The organism is Rhodobacter sp. CZR27 (genome assembly GCF_002407205.1).
Classification (GTDB): Bacteria; Pseudomonadota; Alphaproteobacteria; order Rhodobacterales; family Rhodobacteraceae; genus Cereibacter_A.
This window is the reverse complement of the sequence record NZ_CP023548.1, coordinates 3,137,421-3,154,333: the sequence shown is the minus strand read 5'-3', so window position 1 is coordinate 3,154,333 and position 16,913 is coordinate 3,137,421. Positions and strand designations below refer to the sequence as shown.

17 protein-coding genes and 1 tRNA gene are annotated in these 16,913 nt (G+C 68.3%); 10 read left to right on the top strand and 8 right to left on the bottom strand.

Translation table 11 applies throughout. The features are described from left to right. The 7 genes from CK951_RS15315 to CK951_RS15285 all read left to right on the top strand — a co-directional run bounded on the left by CK951_RS15315 (position 1) and on the right by CK951_RS15285 (position 8,406). Positions 1 to 798, top strand: a complete 798-nt coding sequence (locus CK951_RS15315) for a 3-deoxy-manno-octulosonate cytidylyltransferase (RefSeq protein ID WP_096786939.1) — start codon at positions 1 to 3, stop codon at positions 796 to 798. Next, positions 795 to 2,099 carry a glycosyltransferase family 2 protein gene (locus tag CK951_RS15310; RefSeq protein WP_096786938.1) on the top strand — a complete coding sequence of 435 codons (1,305 nt, stop codon included), beginning with the start codon at positions 795 to 797 and terminating at the stop codon, positions 2,097 to 2,099. The genes CK951_RS15315 and CK951_RS15310 overlap by 4 nt, the downstream gene beginning before the upstream one ends. Before the next feature lie 47 nt (positions 2,100 to 2,146). Then, positions 2,147 to 3,040 carry a UTP--glucose-1-phosphate uridylyltransferase GalU gene (gene galU, locus CK951_RS15305; protein ID WP_096786937.1) on the top strand — a complete coding sequence of 298 codons (894 nt, stop codon included), beginning with the start codon at positions 2,147 to 2,149 and terminating at the stop codon, positions 3,038 to 3,040. Positions 3,041 to 3,049: 9 nt separating this feature from the next. Next, positions 3,050 to 4,246: a glycosyltransferase gene (locus CK951_RS15300; protein WP_096786936.1), complete on the top strand. Its 1,197-nt coding sequence runs from the start codon at positions 3,050 to 3,052 to the stop codon at positions 4,244 to 4,246. Between the two features lie 103 nt (positions 4,247 to 4,349). Continuing rightward, entirely contained in the window at positions 4,350 to 5,300 is a 951-nt protein-coding gene (locus CK951_RS15295; RefSeq protein WP_198402458.1) for a glycosyltransferase family 2 protein, read from the top strand. A gap of 9 nt (positions 5,301 to 5,309) precedes the next feature. Further along, positions 5,310 to 7,007, top strand: a complete 1,698-nt coding sequence (locus tag CK951_RS15290; protein ID WP_096786934.1) for a beta-1,6-N-acetylglucosaminyltransferase — start codon at positions 5,310 to 5,312, stop codon at positions 7,005 to 7,007. A gap of 7 nt (positions 7,008 to 7,014) precedes the next feature. Then, complete coding sequence (locus CK951_RS15285) at positions 7,015 to 8,406, top strand: nodulation protein NodH (protein ID WP_332461069.1); 1,392 nt, start codon at positions 7,015 to 7,017, stop codon at positions 8,404 to 8,406. A 3-nt stretch (positions 8,407 to 8,409) separates the two neighbouring features. Here the strand turns inward: CK951_RS15285 and CK951_RS15280 are convergent, their stop codons facing one another. The 8 genes from CK951_RS15280 to CK951_RS15245 all read right to left on the bottom strand — a co-directional run bounded on the left by CK951_RS15280 (position 8,410) and on the right by CK951_RS15245 (position 13,275). Continuing rightward, positions 8,410 to 8,874: a PTS sugar transporter subunit IIA gene (locus CK951_RS15280; protein ID WP_096786933.1), complete on the bottom strand. Its 465-nt coding sequence runs from the start codon at positions 8,872 to 8,874 to the stop codon at positions 8,410 to 8,412. A gap of 33 nt (positions 8,875 to 8,907) precedes the next feature. Further along, positions 8,908 to 9,483, bottom strand: coding sequence for a ribosome hibernation-promoting factor, HPF/YfiA family (hpf, locus tag CK951_RS15275; RefSeq protein WP_096786932.1), 576 nt, complete (start codon positions 9,481 to 9,483; stop codon positions 8,908 to 8,910). A gap of 225 nt (positions 9,484 to 9,708) precedes the next feature. Next, complete coding sequence (gene lptB / locus CK951_RS15270; RefSeq protein WP_096786931.1) at positions 9,709 to 10,470, bottom strand: LPS export ABC transporter ATP-binding protein; 762 nt, start codon at positions 10,468 to 10,470, stop codon at positions 9,709 to 9,711. After that, the gene (gene lptA, locus CK951_RS15265; RefSeq protein ID WP_096787292.1) at positions 10,467 to 10,958 is read right to left on the bottom strand and encodes a lipopolysaccharide transport periplasmic protein LptA; all 492 of its coding nucleotides are present in this window, start codon (positions 10,956 to 10,958) and stop codon (positions 10,467 to 10,469) included. Before lptA ends, lptB begins: the two co-directional genes overlap by 4 nt. A gap of 23 nt (positions 10,959 to 10,981) precedes the next feature. Then, positions 10,982 to 11,593, bottom strand: a complete 612-nt coding sequence (locus CK951_RS15260; RefSeq protein ID WP_096786930.1) for a hypothetical protein — start codon at positions 11,591 to 11,593, stop codon at positions 10,982 to 10,984. Between the two features lie 3 nt (positions 11,594 to 11,596). Next, complete coding sequence (locus CK951_RS15255; protein WP_096786929.1) at positions 11,597 to 12,562, bottom strand: SIS domain-containing protein; 966 nt, start codon at positions 12,560 to 12,562, stop codon at positions 11,597 to 11,599. Beyond that, a complete protein-coding gene (locus tag CK951_RS15250; RefSeq protein WP_096786928.1) occupies positions 12,543 to 13,157 on the bottom strand; it encodes a ribonuclease D in 615 nt (204 codons plus the stop codon). Before CK951_RS15250 ends, CK951_RS15255 begins: the two co-directional genes overlap by 20 nt. Before the next feature lie 33 nt (positions 13,158 to 13,190). Next, positions 13,191 to 13,275 (bottom strand) — tRNA-Leu (locus CK951_RS15245). Between the two features lie 152 nt (positions 13,276 to 13,427). Between CK951_RS15245 and CK951_RS15240 the strand changes: the two genes are divergently transcribed. The 3 genes from CK951_RS15240 (at position 13,428) to CK951_RS15230 (ending at position 16,831) form a co-directional block, all read left to right on the top strand. After that, positions 13,428 to 14,414 (top strand): complex I NDUFA9 subunit family protein, encoded by a 987-nt coding sequence (locus CK951_RS15240; protein ID WP_096786927.1) that lies wholly within the window; start codon positions 13,428 to 13,430, stop codon positions 14,412 to 14,414. A 17-nt stretch (positions 14,415 to 14,431) separates the two neighbouring features. Next, positions 14,432 to 15,250 (top strand): undecaprenyl-diphosphate phosphatase, encoded by an 819-nt coding sequence (locus tag CK951_RS15235; protein WP_096786926.1) that lies wholly within the window; start codon positions 14,432 to 14,434, stop codon positions 15,248 to 15,250. A 150-nt stretch (positions 15,251 to 15,400) separates the two neighbouring features. Continuing rightward, positions 15,401 to 16,831, top strand: coding sequence for an NAD(P)-dependent oxidoreductase (locus CK951_RS15230; protein WP_096786925.1), 1,431 nt, complete (start codon positions 15,401 to 15,403; stop codon positions 16,829 to 16,831). The last annotated feature ends 82 nt before the right edge of the window (positions 16,832 to 16,913 follow it).

Below are 16,913 nucleotides of genomic sequence, written 5' to 3'. Positions count from 1 at the left end.
ATGTCCGTCCTGATCGCCATTCCCGCCCGCTATGCCTCGACCCGCTACCCCGGCAAGCCGCTCGTCACCCTGCGCGACCCGGACGGCACCGAGAAATCGCTGATCCGGCGCAGCTGGGAGGCCGCGATGGCCGTGCGCGGCGTTGACCGCGTGGTGGTCGCCACCGACGACGAGCGTATCCGCGCCGCGGCGGAAGGGTTCGGCGCCGAGGTGGTGATGACCTCGCAGGCCTGCCGCAACGGCACCGAACGCTGCGCCGAGGTGACCGCGCTGTTGCCGGGCCACGAGATCGTGGTCAACCTGCAGGGCGATGCGCCGCTGACCCCGCCGTGGTTCATCGAGGACCTTGTGGCGGGGCTGCGCGACGATCCCTCGGCCGATGTGGCGACGCCGGTGCTGCGCTGCGACGGGCGGGCGCTGAACGGCTTCCTCGCCGACCGCCGCGCCGGCCGGGTGGGTGGCACGACGGTGGTCTTCGGCGTGACGCGCCACGCTCTCTACTTCTCCAAGGAAGTGATTCCCTACACCGGCAGGACCCATGCCGACGACGAATGGACGCCGGTCTTCCACCACGTCGGCGTCTATGCCTACCGGCCCTCGACACTCTCGGTCTATCCGCAGTGGCCGGTCGGCCCGCTGGAGGAACTGGAGGGGCTGGAGCAGCTCCGCTTCCTCGAGAACGGCCGCCGCGTGCTCTGCGTCGAGGTCGAGGCCCGCGGCCGGCAGTTCTGGGAGCTGAACAACCCCGAGGACGTCGCACGCATCGAGGCGATGCTGGCCGAGATGCAGGCGGGATGAAAGCCAGCCTGATCGTGGTCAGCCGCGGCCGGCCCGATCTGCTGGCCCGCGCCGTCACCGCCATCAGGCAGCAGGATCATCCCTGCTTCGAACTGGTGGTCGTGGCGGACGCGCCGGGGCTGGCCGCGCTGCCCGACCTGCCGATCAAGCGGGTGGCCTTCGACGCGCCCAACATCTCGGCGGCGCGCAACGCGGGCATTGTCCGGTCGGCGGGCGAGGTGGTGGCCTTCCTCGACGACGATGCGGTGCCCGAGCCGACCTGGCTCTCGCGCCTCGTGGCGCCCTTCGAGAATGCGCGCGTTGTGGCCTCCGGCGGCTTCGTGCGCGGGCGGAACGGGATCTCGTTCCAGTGGCGCGCCGCGGCCGTGGATCGCTGCGGGATCGATCATCCTCTCGCCGTGGATCCGCAAGGCGTCACGCTCTGCGCCCCCCGTGGCGATCTCGTGCCGCGGGTGCAGGGCACCTGCGCCGCCTTCCGCCGCAAGAGCCTGCTGTCGGTTGGCGGGTTCGACCCGGCCTTCCGGTTCTATCTGGACGAGACGGATCTTTGCCGGCGACTTGGCCCCGCGGGCCTGACGGCCATCGTGCCGCTGGCGCAGGTCCATCATGGATTCGCCGCCGGGCCGCACCGCCGGGCCGACCGCGTCCCCGCCTCGCTCTTCGAGATCGGCGCGAGCAGCCTCGTCTTCCTGCGGCGCCATGCCGCGGTGTCGGATTGGCCCGAGGCGGTGGCGGCGCTGAGAACTTCCCAGCGCCTCCGTCTGGTCCGCCACATGGTTTCGGGCCGGCTGGAGCCCGGGGACGTCCGCCGCCTGATGCGGACCCTCGACGCCGGGCTGGAGGAGGGGCGGAGCCGTCCGCTGGCGCCACTCGCGCCGCTGCCCGACACCGGGCCGCCCTTCCTGCACTTTCCCGGCACGGGGCCGCGGCCGGGACGGGTTCTTGGCGGATCGCCCGTCCTGGGGCGCAAGCTGTTGGCGGAGGCGCGGAAAGCGGTGGCCGAGGGCTGCGTGGTCACCCTGTTCCTGCTGGACGCCACCGCCCGTCCGCACCGCCACGCCTTCCATCCCGATGGCTTCTGGCTGCAGTCCGGCGGCCTGTTCGGCCCAGCGCTGCGCGACGGGCCCCGCCTGCGCCTCCGGAGCCGCCGGCAGCGCATCGCGGAAGAGCAACTGCGCCTTTCCGAGACGAGACCCATCAATTTTTGCGGCAATCGGTCGAATTGCGGGAACTTTCCTTACCGGCACCAAATTGCCGACACATCGCCGCTGTATGGTGCGGCCCGTTCCAACTCCGTGTAGTTTGCACGGTGCCTGCGGATCAGGGCAGGCGAACCAGAGTGAGAGCTATGACAACAAAAAAGGTTACCAAGGCCGTCTTTCCAGTTGCGGGACTCGGGACGCGCTTTTTGCCGGCAACCAAGTCGATTCCGAAAGAGATCATGACGCTGGTCGACCGCCCCCTGATCCAATATGCGATCGACGAGGCGCGGGCGGCCGGCATCAAGGAATTCATCTTCGTCACCTCGCGCGGCAAGAGCGCGCTGGAGGATTACTTCGACAACGCCCCCGAGCTTGAGGCCGCCCTTCAGAAGCCCGGCAAGGAGCACCTGCTCGAGGTGCTCGAGCAGACGAACATGGAAAGCGGGGCCATCGCCTATGTGCGCCAGCACAAGCCGCTTGGCCTTGGCCATGCCGTCTGGTGTGCCCGCCGCCTGATCGGTGACGAGCCCTTCGCGGTCATGCTGCCCGACGACGTGATCGCGGCCGAGAAACCCTGCCTTCAGCAGATGGTCGAGGCCTACGAGCAGACCGGTGGCAACATGGTCGCCGCGATGGAGGTGCCGCCCGAGAAGGCCTCGGCCTATGGCGTGCTCTCGGTCGAGGAGGACATGGGCTCGATCGTCAAGGTCAACGGCATGGTCGAGAAGCCGAAGGTGAACCCGCCGTCGAACCTTGCCGTGATCGGTCGCTACATCCTGTCGCCCAAGATCCTGAACAACCTCAACCGCAAGAAGGAAGGCGTGGGGGGCGAGATCCAGCTGACCGACGCGATCGCGGAAGAGATCGAGGGCTCGGGCAAGGTCTACGGCTTCCGCTTCCGCGGCCAGCGTTACGACTGCGGCTCCAAGGCGGGCTTCCTGCAGGCGACGGTGGCCTTCGGGCTTGCGCGGCCGGACCTGCGCGACGAGTTCTCGGGCTATCTGCACGACATGATGGCGCTGGAGAAGGCGGCTCAGTAAACATCCGTCATGGCGCGGCTTCTCGACCTGACGCGGCTTGCGTCGCGCCATGGCCGGGGGCCGCTCACCGGGGTCGACCGCGTCGAGGCGGCCTATCTTGACGAACTGCTCGCGCGGGACGAGCCGGCCTTCGGCCTTCTGCGCGTGCCCCTCGGGTATCTCCTCATCGACCGTAGCGGCATGATCGCCCTGCGCGACCGAATGGGCGGGCGGCCCACCGGGCCGTCCGATATTCCGGGGCGGCTGCTGCGCCTGCGCCAGCCGGCCCGTGCGCGGCTCGAAGCCGATCTTCGTCGCCTTGCATTGGATGGCTGCCCGCCGTGGCGGCTCGCGTCGATGCTGCGCCGCCACCTGCCGCAGGGCGCGTCCTATCTCAATACCGGGCATTCGAACCTGACGGACAAGGGCCTCCGCCGGCTGCGGGCGGCCGGCGTTCGGATCGCGGTCTTCGTGCATGACGTCATCCCGCTGGATCATCCCGAATTTGCCCGGGCCGGAGTCCCGGCCGTCTTCGCGCGCAAGATCGCGGCGGTCTCGGCCCATGCCGATCTTGTGATCCACAGCACCGCGGACGCGCGCCGACGCACCGAGGCGCGCCTGCCACGGGTGCCGGCCGGGATCGTGGCGCCCCTGGGCGTAGGTCCCCTTCGCCCCGACCCCACATCCCTGCCGCCGGGCCTGCCGCCGCCGCGCCCCTACTTCGTGGCGCTCGGGACGCTGGAGCCGCGGAAGAACCATGCGCTGCTCCTCGATGTCTGGGACGCGCTGCATGCCCGCCTGCCCGAAGCCGATGTGCCCGCGCTGCTGATCCTCGGCACGCGCGGCTGGGCGGATCCGGCGCTGTTCCGCCGCCTCGATGCCGGACCCTGGCGCGGGCGTACCGTCTTCGAGTGGCCGGGCTTGGGCGACGGGGCGGTGGCCAGCCTTCTTGCCGGCGCGGAGGCGCTGCTGTTCCCGAGCTTCGCGGAAGGGTTCGGCCTTCCCCCCGTCGAGGCGGCGGCGCTGGGCGTGCCCGTCCTGAGCAGCCCGCTGCCGGCGATCCGCGAAACATTGAGCGACTATCCCGTTTACCTTGATCCGGCCGACCGGTATCTTTGGACCGAGACGATCGCGGCGTGGGGGCAACGGCGCCGCGGCCAGCGGGGACCGGGGCGGCCCGCGCCGACATGGGAGGATCATTTCCGGATGGTCTTCTCCTGCGTCTAGGGGCGCCTCGACGACGGGGCACAGGCTCCGGGACGAGGGGCGCTTGGGTATCATCACCACATACAGGCTGAGGCTCGCCCGCAGGACGCGGCTTCTGCGTGCAATGCGCCGGAGCTTCGAGTTGCGCCAGGTGACCTTCCGCGCCGGCGGGGTCAGGGGCGACGACATCCTGCTGTTCAGCACGCTGCGGAACGAGCGGATCCGTCTGCCGTGGTTTCTCCGCTACTACCGCGAGCAGGGCGTGAACCACTTTTTCATCGTGGACAACGACTCGACCGACGGCTCGCGCGAGTATCTGGCCGAACAACCGGACGTCTCGCTATGGCACACGGCGAAAAGCTACAAGCAGGCGCGGTTCGGCATGGACTGGCTCAACTGGCTGCTCCGCCGGCATGGCGACCGCCACTGGTGCCTGACGGTCGACCCGGACGAGTTCCTCGTCTTCCCGTTCTGCGACACGCGGCCGTTGCGGGCGCTGACCGACTGGCTGGAGGCCTCGTCGATCAAGTCCTTCAGCGCGATGCTGCTGGACATGTATCCCAAGGGTCCGATCGGCGCCCGCCCCTACCGCGAAGGTCAGGACCCGTTCGAGATCGCCTGCTGGTTCGACAGCGGCAACTACACCGTCTCGCGCAATGCGTTTTTCGGGAACCTGTGGATCCAGGGGGGGCCGCGCGCCCGGGCGTTCTTCGCTGACCGGCCGGGCCGGGCGCCCGCGCTGAACAAGATCCCGCTGGTGAAATGGAGCAGGCGCTACTGCTACGCCAGTTCCACCCACATGCTGCTGCCCCGGGGGCTCAATGCCGTCTTCGACGAATGGGGTGGCGAGAAGGCTTCGGGCGTGCTGCTCCACGCCAAGTTCCTCGACACCTTCGCTGCCAAGGCCGAGGAGGAGATGCAGCGCCGCCAGCACTTTGCCAACAGCCACGAATACCGCGCCTATCACGAGGGGCTGAGCCGCAGCCCCGACCTCTGGTGCAAGTGGAGCGAGAAATACCTGAACTGGCGCCAGCTCGAGATCCTCGGGCTGATGTCCAAGGGCAACTGGGCCTGAGGGGGCACAGTGGCCACGGGCTTCATCATGCTCTGCCACACCGCCTTCGACCGGGCGGCACAGGTCGCACGGCACTGGGCCCGGCACGGCTGCCCGGTCGTGATCCATGTCGACAGCCGCGTGCGCCCGCAGGGCCACGAGAAGCTGAAGCGCCTGCTGGCCGATGTGCCCGACATCCGCTTCTGCGCACGGCATCCCTGCGAATGGGGCTCATGGGGCCTCGTCGCGGCAACGCTCTCGGCGGCCGAGGTGATGCTGCGCGACTTCCCGCAGGTGAGCCATGTCTATCTTGCCTCCGGCTCGTGCCTGCCGTTGCGGCCGGTGGCGGAGCTTGTGCGCTATCTGGAAGAGCGTCCGCACACGGACTTCATCGAATCCGTGACGACCGGGGATGTCGGCTGGACGGTCGGCGGCCTCGACGCCGAGCGGTTCACGCTGCTCTTTCCATTCTCGTGGCGCAGGCGGCGCAAGCTGTTCGACAGCTTCGTCCGGCTGCAGCGGCGCATCGGCTTCCGCCGCCGCATCCCCGACGGGCTGGTGCCGCATCTGGGCAGCCAGTGGTGGTGCCTGACGCGGGCGACGCTGCAGGCCATCGTCGAGGACCCGCGGCGTCCGGTCTTCGACCGCTACTTCCGCCGCGTGTGGATCCCGGATGAAAGCTATTTCCAGACCCTGGTCCGCCTGCATTCCTCCCATGTCGAGAGCCGCTCGCTGACGCTGTCCAAGTTCGACTTCCAAGGCAAGCCGCACATGTTCTACGACGACCACCTGCAGCTTCTTCGCCGGTCGGACTGCTTCGTCGCCCGCAAGATCTGGCCGCAGGCGAACCGGCTTTACCGCAGTTTCCTGTCCGACGGTGCAGGCGTCCAGCCCGCGGCAGAGCCGAACCCGGCCAAGATCGACCGGCTGTTCTCGAAGGCGGCCGAGCGTCGGACCCGCGGGCGCGCCGGCCTCTACATGCAGAGCCGGTTTCCCAACCCCGAGTGGGAGAACGGCAAGACCGCCGCGCCCTATTCGGTCTTCGCGGGCTTTGCCGAGGTGTTCGAGAACTTCGAGCCCTGGCTGGGCAAGGTCGCAGGCACCCGGGTGCACGGCCACCTGTTCGCCCCCCTGCGCGCGGAATTCGCCGGCGGCGAGACCGTCTACAACGGCGCGCTGTCGGATTCGGCCGCGCTTCGGGATGCCAATCCCCGCAGCTTCCTCACCAACCTCATCTGGAACACCCGGGGCGAGCGGCAGTGCTTCCAGTTCGGCCCCGCCGACGGGCAGGAGATCCTGCCCTTCCTCGTCGGCGACCCGAATGCCCAGATATCGGTCATCTCGGGGGCATGGGCCGTGCCGCTGTCCCGGTCGCCGCGCGACTTCGCCGACATCCGGCGCGAGGCGGCGCGGCTTCAGAAGATCGAGAGCCATGCCCTCGGCATCTTGCGCGCGACATGGGCCAAGGCGCGGGTGCGGATCTGGACACTCGCCGATTTCGTCGAAAGCCCGGCCGAGCCGTTGCAGGCCATCATCGACGAGATCACGCCGCGCTCGGCGCGCCGGCTGGCCGAGGCGCCACGGCTGGCCGATCTGTCCGGCTTCGGCGAGTTCCTGCAGAAGCTGCGCAACGAGGGCATGCAGCCGGTGCTGATGGGCGACTTTCCGTCCTCGGCGGATGCCCTGCCGGCCGTCCCGCGCCGTGCGCGCCCCTATCTGGTGAAGTGAGACCCGCGTGTTCGACAGTTTCGTGATGCTTGCCGGGATGCGCACCGGCTCGAACTTCCTCGAGGCCAATCTCAATGCGCTGCCCGGCGTGCGCTGCCACGGCGAGCTGTTCAACCCGCATTTCATCGGCAGCAAGGACTGCACGGCGCTCTTCGGCCACGACCTGACGAGGCGCGAGGCCGATCCGCTTGGCTTTCTGGCGCGCGTGCGGGCCGAAACGCGCGGCCTCTCCGGCTTCCGCTACTTCCACGACCACGATCCGCGGGTGCTGCCCGCGGTGATGGAAGACCGCCGCTGCGCCAAGATCGTGCTGACGCGCAACCCCGCGGAAAGCTACGTCTCGCTGAAGATCGCGCGCGAGACCGGCCAGTGGAAGCTGACGGATGCGACGCGGCTGCGTGCGGCCACCGTCGTCTTCGACGCGGCCGAGTTCGAGGCGCATCTGGAGGCGGCGCAGGCGTTCCAGATGCAGGTGATGCGGGGGCTTCAGCTGTCCGGGCAGACCGCCTTCTACCTCGACTACGAGGACCTGTCCGAGGTCGAGGTGCTGAACGGCCTCGCCCGGTTCCTTGGCGTCGATGGCCGGCTTTCCGCGATCGACGGGACCCTGAAGAAGCAGAACCCCCAGCCGATCCGCGACAAGGTCGCCAACCCGGACGAGATGGCCGCGTCGCTGGCGCGGCTCGATCGTTTCAATCTCAGCCGGACGCCGAATTTCGAGCCTCGGCGGGGCGCCGGCGTGCCGGGCTTCGTCGCCGGCGGGCCGCTGCTCTACATGCCGGTCCGCGGCGGACCGGAAGGGGCGGTGCGGCGCTGGCTCGAGGGCTTCGGCGGCCCGCTGGCCGAGGAGTTCAGCCAGAAGACGTTGCGCCAGTGGAAGAAGGCGCACCCGGGGCACCGCAGCTTCACGGTGCTGCGTCATCCGCTGGCCCGCGCCCATGCGGGGTTCCGCGACCAGATCCTGACCGGCAGGCTGCCCGAGATCCGCCAGGCGCTGAACCGCATCCACAATCTGGACCTGCCGCCGCCGGACGCGGCCGGGGCGATGGAGGCGGCGGCCTTCCGTGAGGCCTTCCTTGGCTTCCTGCGCTTCCTCAGGCTGAACCTCTCGGGCCAGACCGGGATGCGCGTGAGCGCGCACTTCGCCTCGCAGGGCAATGTGCTGCAGGGCATGGCGCAGATCCAGGTGCCGGATCTGGTCGTGCGCGAGGAGCGGATGGGCGAGGCCCTGGCCTATCTGGCGGCAGAGGCCGGATGCGAGGCGCCCCCGGTTGCTCCGGAGGCCGATGCCGGGCCGCATCCGCTGGCGTCCATCTGGGGCCGCGATCTGGAGGATGCCGCGCGCGAAGCCTATGCGCGCGACTATGCGACCTTCGGCTTCGGCTGCTGGCGGGCCTGAGGCTCAGGCCGCCTGGGGCGCGCGGGTCTCGGTCAGGATGGCGTGCAGCTTTGCCGGGTCGGAGTTCGCCCGCAGCTTGGTGCAGACCGAGGCGTCTCGCATGGTGCGCGACACCAGGGCCAGCGCCTTCAGGTGATCGACCCCCGAATCCTTGGGCGCAAACAGCGCAAAGACCAGATCGACCGGCTGGCGGTCGACGCTGTCATAGTCGAGCGGTTTCTCGAGGCGCAGGAAGACCCCGACGATCCGGTCGAGGTCCTCGAGCCGCGCATGGGGCAACGCGATGCCGTGGCCCACGCCGGTGGGCCCGAGGCTCTCGCGCTCCTGCAACCCATCGATGGCGACGGCGGCGTTCAGGCCATAGGCAGAAGCGGCGAGCTCTCCCAGTTCCTGGAAGAGACGCTTCTTGCTGGTGATCTGACTCAGAACCCGAACGGCTTGCGGCATCAACAGTTTGGATAGTTCCATGGGCGGTCGCTTGTCCTGCGCCTCGGGCGCGCGCTATTTGCTGTTGCGCGGGTCGATCCAGCCGATGTTCCCGTCATCCCGACGGTAAACGACGTTCACCCCGCCATGACCTTCATTGCGGAAGACAAGCATGTTGTGGCCCGCAAGTTCCAGCTGCATCACGGCTTCGCCCACGGTGATCGAAGGAACCTTCGTCTCCATCTCGGCAATCACCATCGGCTGAAGCGTGTCGGGCTCTCCATCCTCGGCTCCCTCGGATCCGGCGAGGATATAGGAGGAACCCGGGCCGAATTCAACCGGCGCCGTTCGGTCACGGTGATGGTCCCGCAGGCGGCGCTTGTAGCGGCGCAGCTGCTTGTCCATCTTCTCGCGGCAGCTTTCGAAGGCGGCGTAGATCTCGGTCGCGCGGCCGGTCGCCTGCGCCGTCAGGCCGGTGGAAAGGTGGATGGTCGCCTCGCAGACATGTTCATGCGCAACGCGCGAAAAGACGACGGTCGACTCGGTCGGGCGCTGGGCATATTTTTCGATCACCTCGCCAAGCTCGGACTTGACGTGGGTCTGCAGCGCTTCACCGATGTCGATCTGTTTCCCGCTGATCTGGTATCGCATGATTCCTCCTATTGACGGCAAGGCCAGTCCGCCCCGTACCGGGGTGCCCGCCGATCTGCTATTGCGGATGCGCGCAAACGCCGGGACTTCAAGGGGCCGGGCCGGTACGCGGGGCCTCTGGAAAGCGGCGACGAGGGCGGGTTCTGCACGCATCAAGGCCAATTGGCTGCTTTTGAATTGCCATTGTCAACAGCAACTGCATCGCCCCGGCCGGAGGGGTGGGTGTCAGGAAATGCGGAAGTTCTGCCCGAGATAGACGCGCCTGACCATTTCGTCGCGGACGACCTCGTCCGTCGTGCCGCTCATCAGCACGGTGCCGTCGTGAAGGATGTAGGCGCGATCCACGATTTCCAGCGTTTCCCGCACGTTGTGATCGGTGATCAGCACGCCGATACCGCGGTTCTTCAGCGCGTGGACCAGCTGGCGGATCTCGCTCACCGCGATCGGATCGACGCCGGCGAAGGGTTCGTCCAGCAGCAGGTAGCGCGGATCTGCGGCAAGACAGCGCGCGATCTCGACCCGGCGCCGCTCGCCGCCCGACAGCGCCAGCGCCGGCGCCCGCCGCAGATGGGCGATGGAAAACTCCCCCAGAAGCTCCTCGAGCCGCTCGCGCCGGGTGTGGGGGTCCTTCTCGATGATCTCGAGGACAGCCAGGATGTTGTCCTCGACCGAGAGGCCGCGGAAGATCGAGACCTCCTGCGGCAGGTAGCCGATGCCCAGCCGCGCCCGGCGGTACATCGGCAGCGCGGTCACGTCGCGCCCCTCGATCAGCACCTGTCCGCCCTCGGGCGTGACCAGGCCGGCGATCGCGTAGAAGCAGGTCGTCTTGCCCGAGCCGTTGGGGCCGAGCAGCGCCACCACCTCGCCGCGGTCGAGATGCATCGTCACGTCGCGGATCACCGGGCGCCGGCGATAGCTTTTCCGCAGGCCCACGACCTGCAGGCCGGTCTCGCCACGGGTGACGACGAATTCGGGCTTCACGTTCATGGCGCCTTGCCCGGCTGGAAGACGGTCTGAACGCGGCCCTCCATCCGGCCGGTCCCGGCCTTGAGGTCGATGACGAGGCGCTGCCCGGTCAGGGTGTTCTGGCCCTGCGTCAGCAGGACGTTGCCGGTCATCACCACCTCGCCGCTGTCGATCGTATAGACCGCCTCGGCGGCCTCGGCCGCTTCGCGCTCGTTGGCAAGCGTCACCCCGCCCGAGGCGTGCAGCCGCCTGATCGCCCCGCCCTCGGGGGTGTATTCCACCCGCACCGATTGCGCGGCAAGGCGCATCGGACCCTGCGCCACGCGCACATTGCCCGAGAAGACGGCCGTGCCGTCGGCCTGATTGACCTGAAGCTGGTCGGATTCGATCTCGACGGGCAGCGAGGTGTCCTGCTTCAGCCCGCCGCCGAACGCCACCTCGGCCCCCTGCGCCAAGGCGGCCGCCGCCGGCAGCCAGACTGCCGCCGCCACCGCCAGAATCGTCCTCATCACGCCCATCGACATCGGGTCCATCACCTCTGCGGATCGTATACCAGCTTCACCCGATTCCCGAAGGTCAGCACATAGGTGCCGGGCGCCTCGGCGCTCTCGTTCAGCCGCATCGAGCCGGCGGCAATCTGGCCCAGCGGTCCCGTCGCGGCAAGGGCGCTGTCCGAGCGCACGTCGGTCTCGTCCAGCGCCGCCGTCAGTGCGTCGGTCGTGATGCGGTATCCGGTAGAGGTGTCGAATTCCACGCCACCGCCGAAACGCAGCAGCCGCGCCTCGCCGTCAAGCGCGCCGGTTCCCGCCACCATCCCGGCCGAGGCGCCGTCCGGCGTCTCCAGCCGCGCGCGGACCGAGACGGCGCGGCCTTCCTCGCCTTCGGCCTGTCCGGGACGCGCTTCGTCGGCCTCGACCGTCAGTGCCGCGCCGTCGCTCGTGGTTCCGGCCCAGGTCGGCGCCGTCATGCGCGGCTCGCGCACGCGGTCCTCGACGTCCACATCGGCATAGGGGATGGCGTCGGAGGGATCGATGGTGCGCGCGACCAGGAAAAGTGTCGACAAGATGGCCAGCGCAGCGAGCGGCAGGAGAATCTTCAGCCAGGCCACCAGCCGGGAATGAAGGTTGTCGTGCCGCGCGTTCATGGCTCAGGCCACCCCGGCGCGCAGGCAGTCGTGGATGTGGATGAGGCCCAAGGCCGCGCCGGTGCCCTCGGGATCGACGACGAAGAGCGAGGTGATCTTCTTCGCGTTCATCACCGCCACCGCCTTCTCGGCCAGCGCGTCGGGCGCGATGGTGCGCGGGTTGCGCGTCATCACCTCGTCAACGCTGTGCGAGAGCAGCCCGTCCAGATGCCGGCGAAGGTCGCCGTCGGTGATCACGCCCTCGAGCCGGCCGTCCGGGCCGGTCACGCCCAGCACACCGAAGCCCTTCTGGCTCATGGTGATCAGCGCCTCGCCCATCGGCGTGCCCGAGGGCACCAGCGGCAGGGTGCGGTGCATGAGGTCCGAGACCTTCGCCAGCCGCGCGCCGAGCTTGCCGCCGGGATGGAAGACGCGGAACTGGTCCGGCGTGAACTGGCGATGCTCCATCAGCGCGATGGCGAGCGCATCGCCGAGCGCCAGCGTCATGGTGGTGGAGGAGGTGGGAACGATGCCGTTGCCGCAGGCTTCGGGCGCGGCGGGCAGCACCAGCGCCACGTCCGCCTGCCGAAGCAGGGTGGACTGCGCCCGGCTCGCCACGCCGATCAGCGGAATGTCGAAGCGGCGGGTATGGGCGATGATGTCGGCCAGCTCCGGCGTCTCGCCCGAGTTCGACAGCACCAGCGCCACATCCTCGCGCGTCACCATGCCGAGGTCGCCGTGGCTCGCCTCGGCGGGGTGGACGAACTGCGCGGGCGTTCCGGTGCTGGCCAGCGTCGCCGTGATCTTCCGCCCGATATGGCCCGACTTGCCCATCCCCGAGACGATCACCCGGCCGCGGGCGCGCAGGATCGTGTCCACGGCATCGGCGAAGCTCTGCCCGAGGCTTTCGCCCAGCATGGTCAGCGCCTCGGTCTCGGCCGCGATCACCCGCCGCGCGGTGGCGAGGAAATCAGTGGTGGAAGAGGTCATTCGGTTCGTCCCAGCCCATCAGGTCCAGCTCTGCCCGCGTGGGCAGGAAATCGAAGCAGCGCTGCGCCAGCTCCATCCGGCCCTCGCGGCGCAGGCGGATCTCCAGCTCGTCCTTCAGCCGGTGAAGGTGAAGCACGTCGGAGGCCGCGTAATCCTTCTGCGCCTCGCTCAGTTCTGCAGCGCCCCAATCCGAGGTCTGCTGCTGCTTCGAGACGTCGACGCCCACCAGATCCATCAGCAGGTATTTCAACCCGTGGCGATCGGTAAAGGTCCGCACCATCTTCGAGGCGATCTTGGTGCACCAGACCGGCGCCGTCCGCACGCCGAAGGCCTGCTTCAGCGCGGCGATGTCGAAGCGGCCATAATGGAACAGCTTGATGGTCGCAGGATCGGTCAGCAACCGCTCGAGGTTCGGCGCGCTGGCCTGCCCGATGGCGATCTGCACCAGATGCGCGTTCCCGTCGCCCGAGGACAGCTGCACGAGGCAGAGCCGGTCGCGGCGGGGGTCGAGCCCCATCGTCTCGGTATCGATCGCGACAACAGGACCAAGGTCGAGCCCGTCCGGCAGGTCGTTCCGATAGAGATGGATTGTCACTGTCTGATCCCTCGAATTGGCACGAAGGATCGATGGTGCCCAGGAGAGGACTCGAACCTCCACGCCTTGCGGCACACGGACCTGAACCGTGCGCGTCTACCAATTCCGCCACCTGGGCCGGTGTCGTGGAGGGCGATTTACAGGGGGGATTCGGGAGTGTCAACAGGCTGTCACGAAAAATCGTGAACTTGATTGTCGCTTGTTCCAGCGGCCCCGGAAAGTTATGGGAGAGGGCAATCTTTGATGACCATGCCGGGGTGAGGACGGAAGATGAGCAAGCTCGTGACGATCTATGGCGGTTCTGGCTTCGTCGGTCGCTACATCGTCCGGCGGATGGCGAAAGAGGGCTGGCGCGTGCGCGTGGCCGTCCGCCGTCCGAACGATGCGCTGTTCGTGAAGCCCTATGGCGTCGTAGGCCAGGTGGAGCCGGTGTTCTGCAACATCCGCGACGACGCCTCGGTGCGCGCCGTGATGCATGGCGCGGATGCGGTCATCAACTGCGTTGGGATCCTTGCCGAGAGCGGCCGGAACCGCTTCCAGGCGGTGCAGGCCGAGGGTGCGGCGCGCATCGCCCGCCTTGCGGCCGAGCAGGGGGTTCAGAGCCTCGTCCACATTTCCGCGATCGGGGCGGATGCCGATGCGGCCAGCGTCTACTCCCGCACCAAGGCGGCAGGCGAGGCGGGCGTGCTCTCGGCCTTCCCGCGCGCCGTGATCCTGCGGCCCTCGGTGATCTTCGGACCCGAGGATGACTTTTTCAACCGCTTCGCGAAGATGGCCCGGTTCAGCCCGGTGCTGCCGGTCGTCGGTGGCGACACGAAGTTCCAGCCGGTCTTCGTCGATGACGTGGCGCAGGCCGCGGTGGCGGGCGCGACCGGCCGCGCCGCGCCGGGCATCTACGAACTGGGTGGACCCGATGTTGAACCCTTCCGCGACCTCATGAAGATGATGCTGCGGGTGATCGAGCGCCGGAAGCTGATCGTGAACGTGCCCTTCGGCGTGGCCCATCTGCTCGGCGGTGCGCTCGATCTGGTGCAGAAGCTGACGCTGGGGCTGATCTCGAACGGCACGCTGACCCGCGATCAGGTGCGCAACCTCGGCCGTGACAATGTCGTGGCGCCGGGCGCGCGGGGGCTGGCCGATCTCGGCATCCAGCCGACGGCGCTCGAGGCGGTCCTGCCGGAATATCTCTGGAGCTACCGGCCCTCCGGCCAGTATGCCTCGATCAAGGCCTCGGCCAAGAACTTGCGGAAGACCTGAAGAGCGGACAGGCGGCCATGGTGGAACCGACAACTTTGGTCGCCCTGTTTCTGGGGCTGCTGGAAGGGCTGACCGAGTTCATTCCGGTCTCCTCGACCGGGCACCTGCTGCTTGCCGGCCATTTCCTCGGCTTCCACAGCGCGGGACGGACCTTCGAGGTGGTGATCCAGCTTGGCGCGGTTCTCGCGGTGCTGACCGTCTATGCGGGGCGGCTGTTCTCGGTCGTCCGGGCGGCGCCGCGGGATCCGCTGGCCTTCCGGTTCCTGGTCGCGGTGCTGCTCGCCTTCCTTCCGGCCGTCGTCGTGGGCGTCCTCGCGCACGGGTTCATCAAGACCGTCCTGTTCGAGACGCCCATCCTGATCGCGGTGATGCTGGTCGTCGGCGGGATCATCCTGCTGTTCGCCGACCGCATGGCGCCGGCGCCGCGCTACAACGACGTGATGGAGCTGCCGCTGAACGTCGCGCTGAAGATCGGCCTGTTCCAGTGCCTCGCGATGATCCCCGGCGTGTCGCGCTCGGGTTCTACCATCGTGGGGGCGCTGCTTCTGGGCACCGGCAAGCGGGCGGCGGCCGAGTTCTCGTTCTTCCTGTCGATGCCGACGATGGCGGGCGCCTTCGCCTACGACCTCTACAAGAACCGCGACGTCCTCGACCCCGGGGCGCTGGGCGAGATCGCCGTGGGGTTCGCGGCCGCGTTCATCTCGGGCGTGGTGGTGGTGCGCTGGGTACTCGGCTATGTCAGCCGGCATGGCTACGCACTCTTCGGCTGGTGGCGAATCATCGTGGGTTCTCTCGCCCTTGCGGCGCTGACGGCGGGTTGGGCGGGCGTTAGGTAAGTCCTACTGACCTTTATGTGACAAAAAACATCCCACAGGTTCTCTCTACCGCGAAGAAACCGCCAAATAGGTCAGTCATGCTGACTTTTATCGCTCCGACCCCTGCTGTAATAGGTGCGCACCCGCAGACGGTCCGAGGGAGGGCGCAGCATGGCAAAAGAACGGATGCTCCAGTTCGTCAGCACGACGAGGGAGACACCCGAGAAACGTCCCGCCAACCTCCGGGCGCAGGACTTCCATGAGATCTATCGCGAATTCGCCGATGCCAAGGCCGCCGAGCAGTCGAGCCGCTGCAGCCAGTGCGGCGTGCCGTTCTGCCAGAGCCACTGCCCGCTGCACAACAACATCCCCGACTGGCTGCGCCTGACCGCGACGGGCCGGTTGCAGGAAGCCTACGAGCTCAGCCAGGCCACCAACACCTTCCCCGAGATCTGCGGCCGCATCTGCCCTCAGGATCGGCTGTGCGAAGGCAACTGCGTCATTGAGCAATCGGGGCACGGCACCGTCACCATCGGTGCGATCGAGAAATACATCACCGACACGGCATGGGAAAACGGTTGGGTCACGCCCGGTCGCCCGACGATCGAGCGTGCCGAATCCGTCGGCATCATCGGCGCGGGCCCGGGCGGCCTCGCCGCCGCCGATGCGCTGCGCCGCCGCGGCCTGCAGGTCACGGTCTATGACCGCTACGACCGCGCGGGCGGCCTGCTGACCTACGGCATCCCGGGCTTCAAGCTGGAAAAGGACGTCGTCCTGCGCCGGGTCGAGCAACTGGAACAGGCCGGCGTGCAGTTCGTGATGAACTGCAATGTCGGGGTGGACATCTCGTTCGACGCGATCCGCGGCCAGCATGACGCCGTTCTGATCGCCACGGGTGTCTACAAGCAGCGCGAGATCTCGGCTCCGGGCGTGGGGGCGGGCGGCGTCGTGCAGGCGCTCGACTACCTGACCGCCTCGAACCGCCGCGGCTTCGGCGACGAGATCGACGAGGCGGCCGGGCTCGATGCAAAGGGCAAGCGCGTGGTGGTCATCGGCGGCGGCGACACGGCGATGGACTGCGTCCGCACCGCGATCCGGCAGGGCGCGCAGAGCGTGAAGTGCCTCTATCGCCGCGACCGGGCGAACATGCCCGGCTCGCAGCGCGAGGTGGCGAATGCCGAGGAGGAAGGCGTCGAGTTCGTCTGGCTTGCCGCGCCGCGCGGCTTCACCGGCACGGGCAGCGTCGAGGGCGTGATGGTGCAGAAGATGCGCCTGGGCGAGCCGGATGCGTCGGGCCGCCAGATGCCCGAGGTGATCGAGGGCGCCGACTATGTCGAGCCGGCGGAACTTGCGATCATGGCGCTGGGCTTCGAGCCCGAGGATCTTCCGACGCTCTGGGGTGTTCCGGAGCTTGCGGTGACGCGCTGGGGCACGATCAAGGCGGACTTCCGCACCCATGCGACCAGCCTTCCCGGCGTCTATGCCGCGGGCGACATCGTGCGGGGCGCGAGCCTTGTCGTCTGGGCGATCCGCGACGGCCGCGAGGCCGCCGATGCGATCCTCGACTATCTGGCGCAGCCGGCCGTCGCGGCGGCGGAGTAACGCGGCGCAGCAAGGCGTCCGCCCGGACCGCGGGCGGACGGGGCGATCCGGGGGCAGGAGCCGCCCGGACGCGGTTTCACGG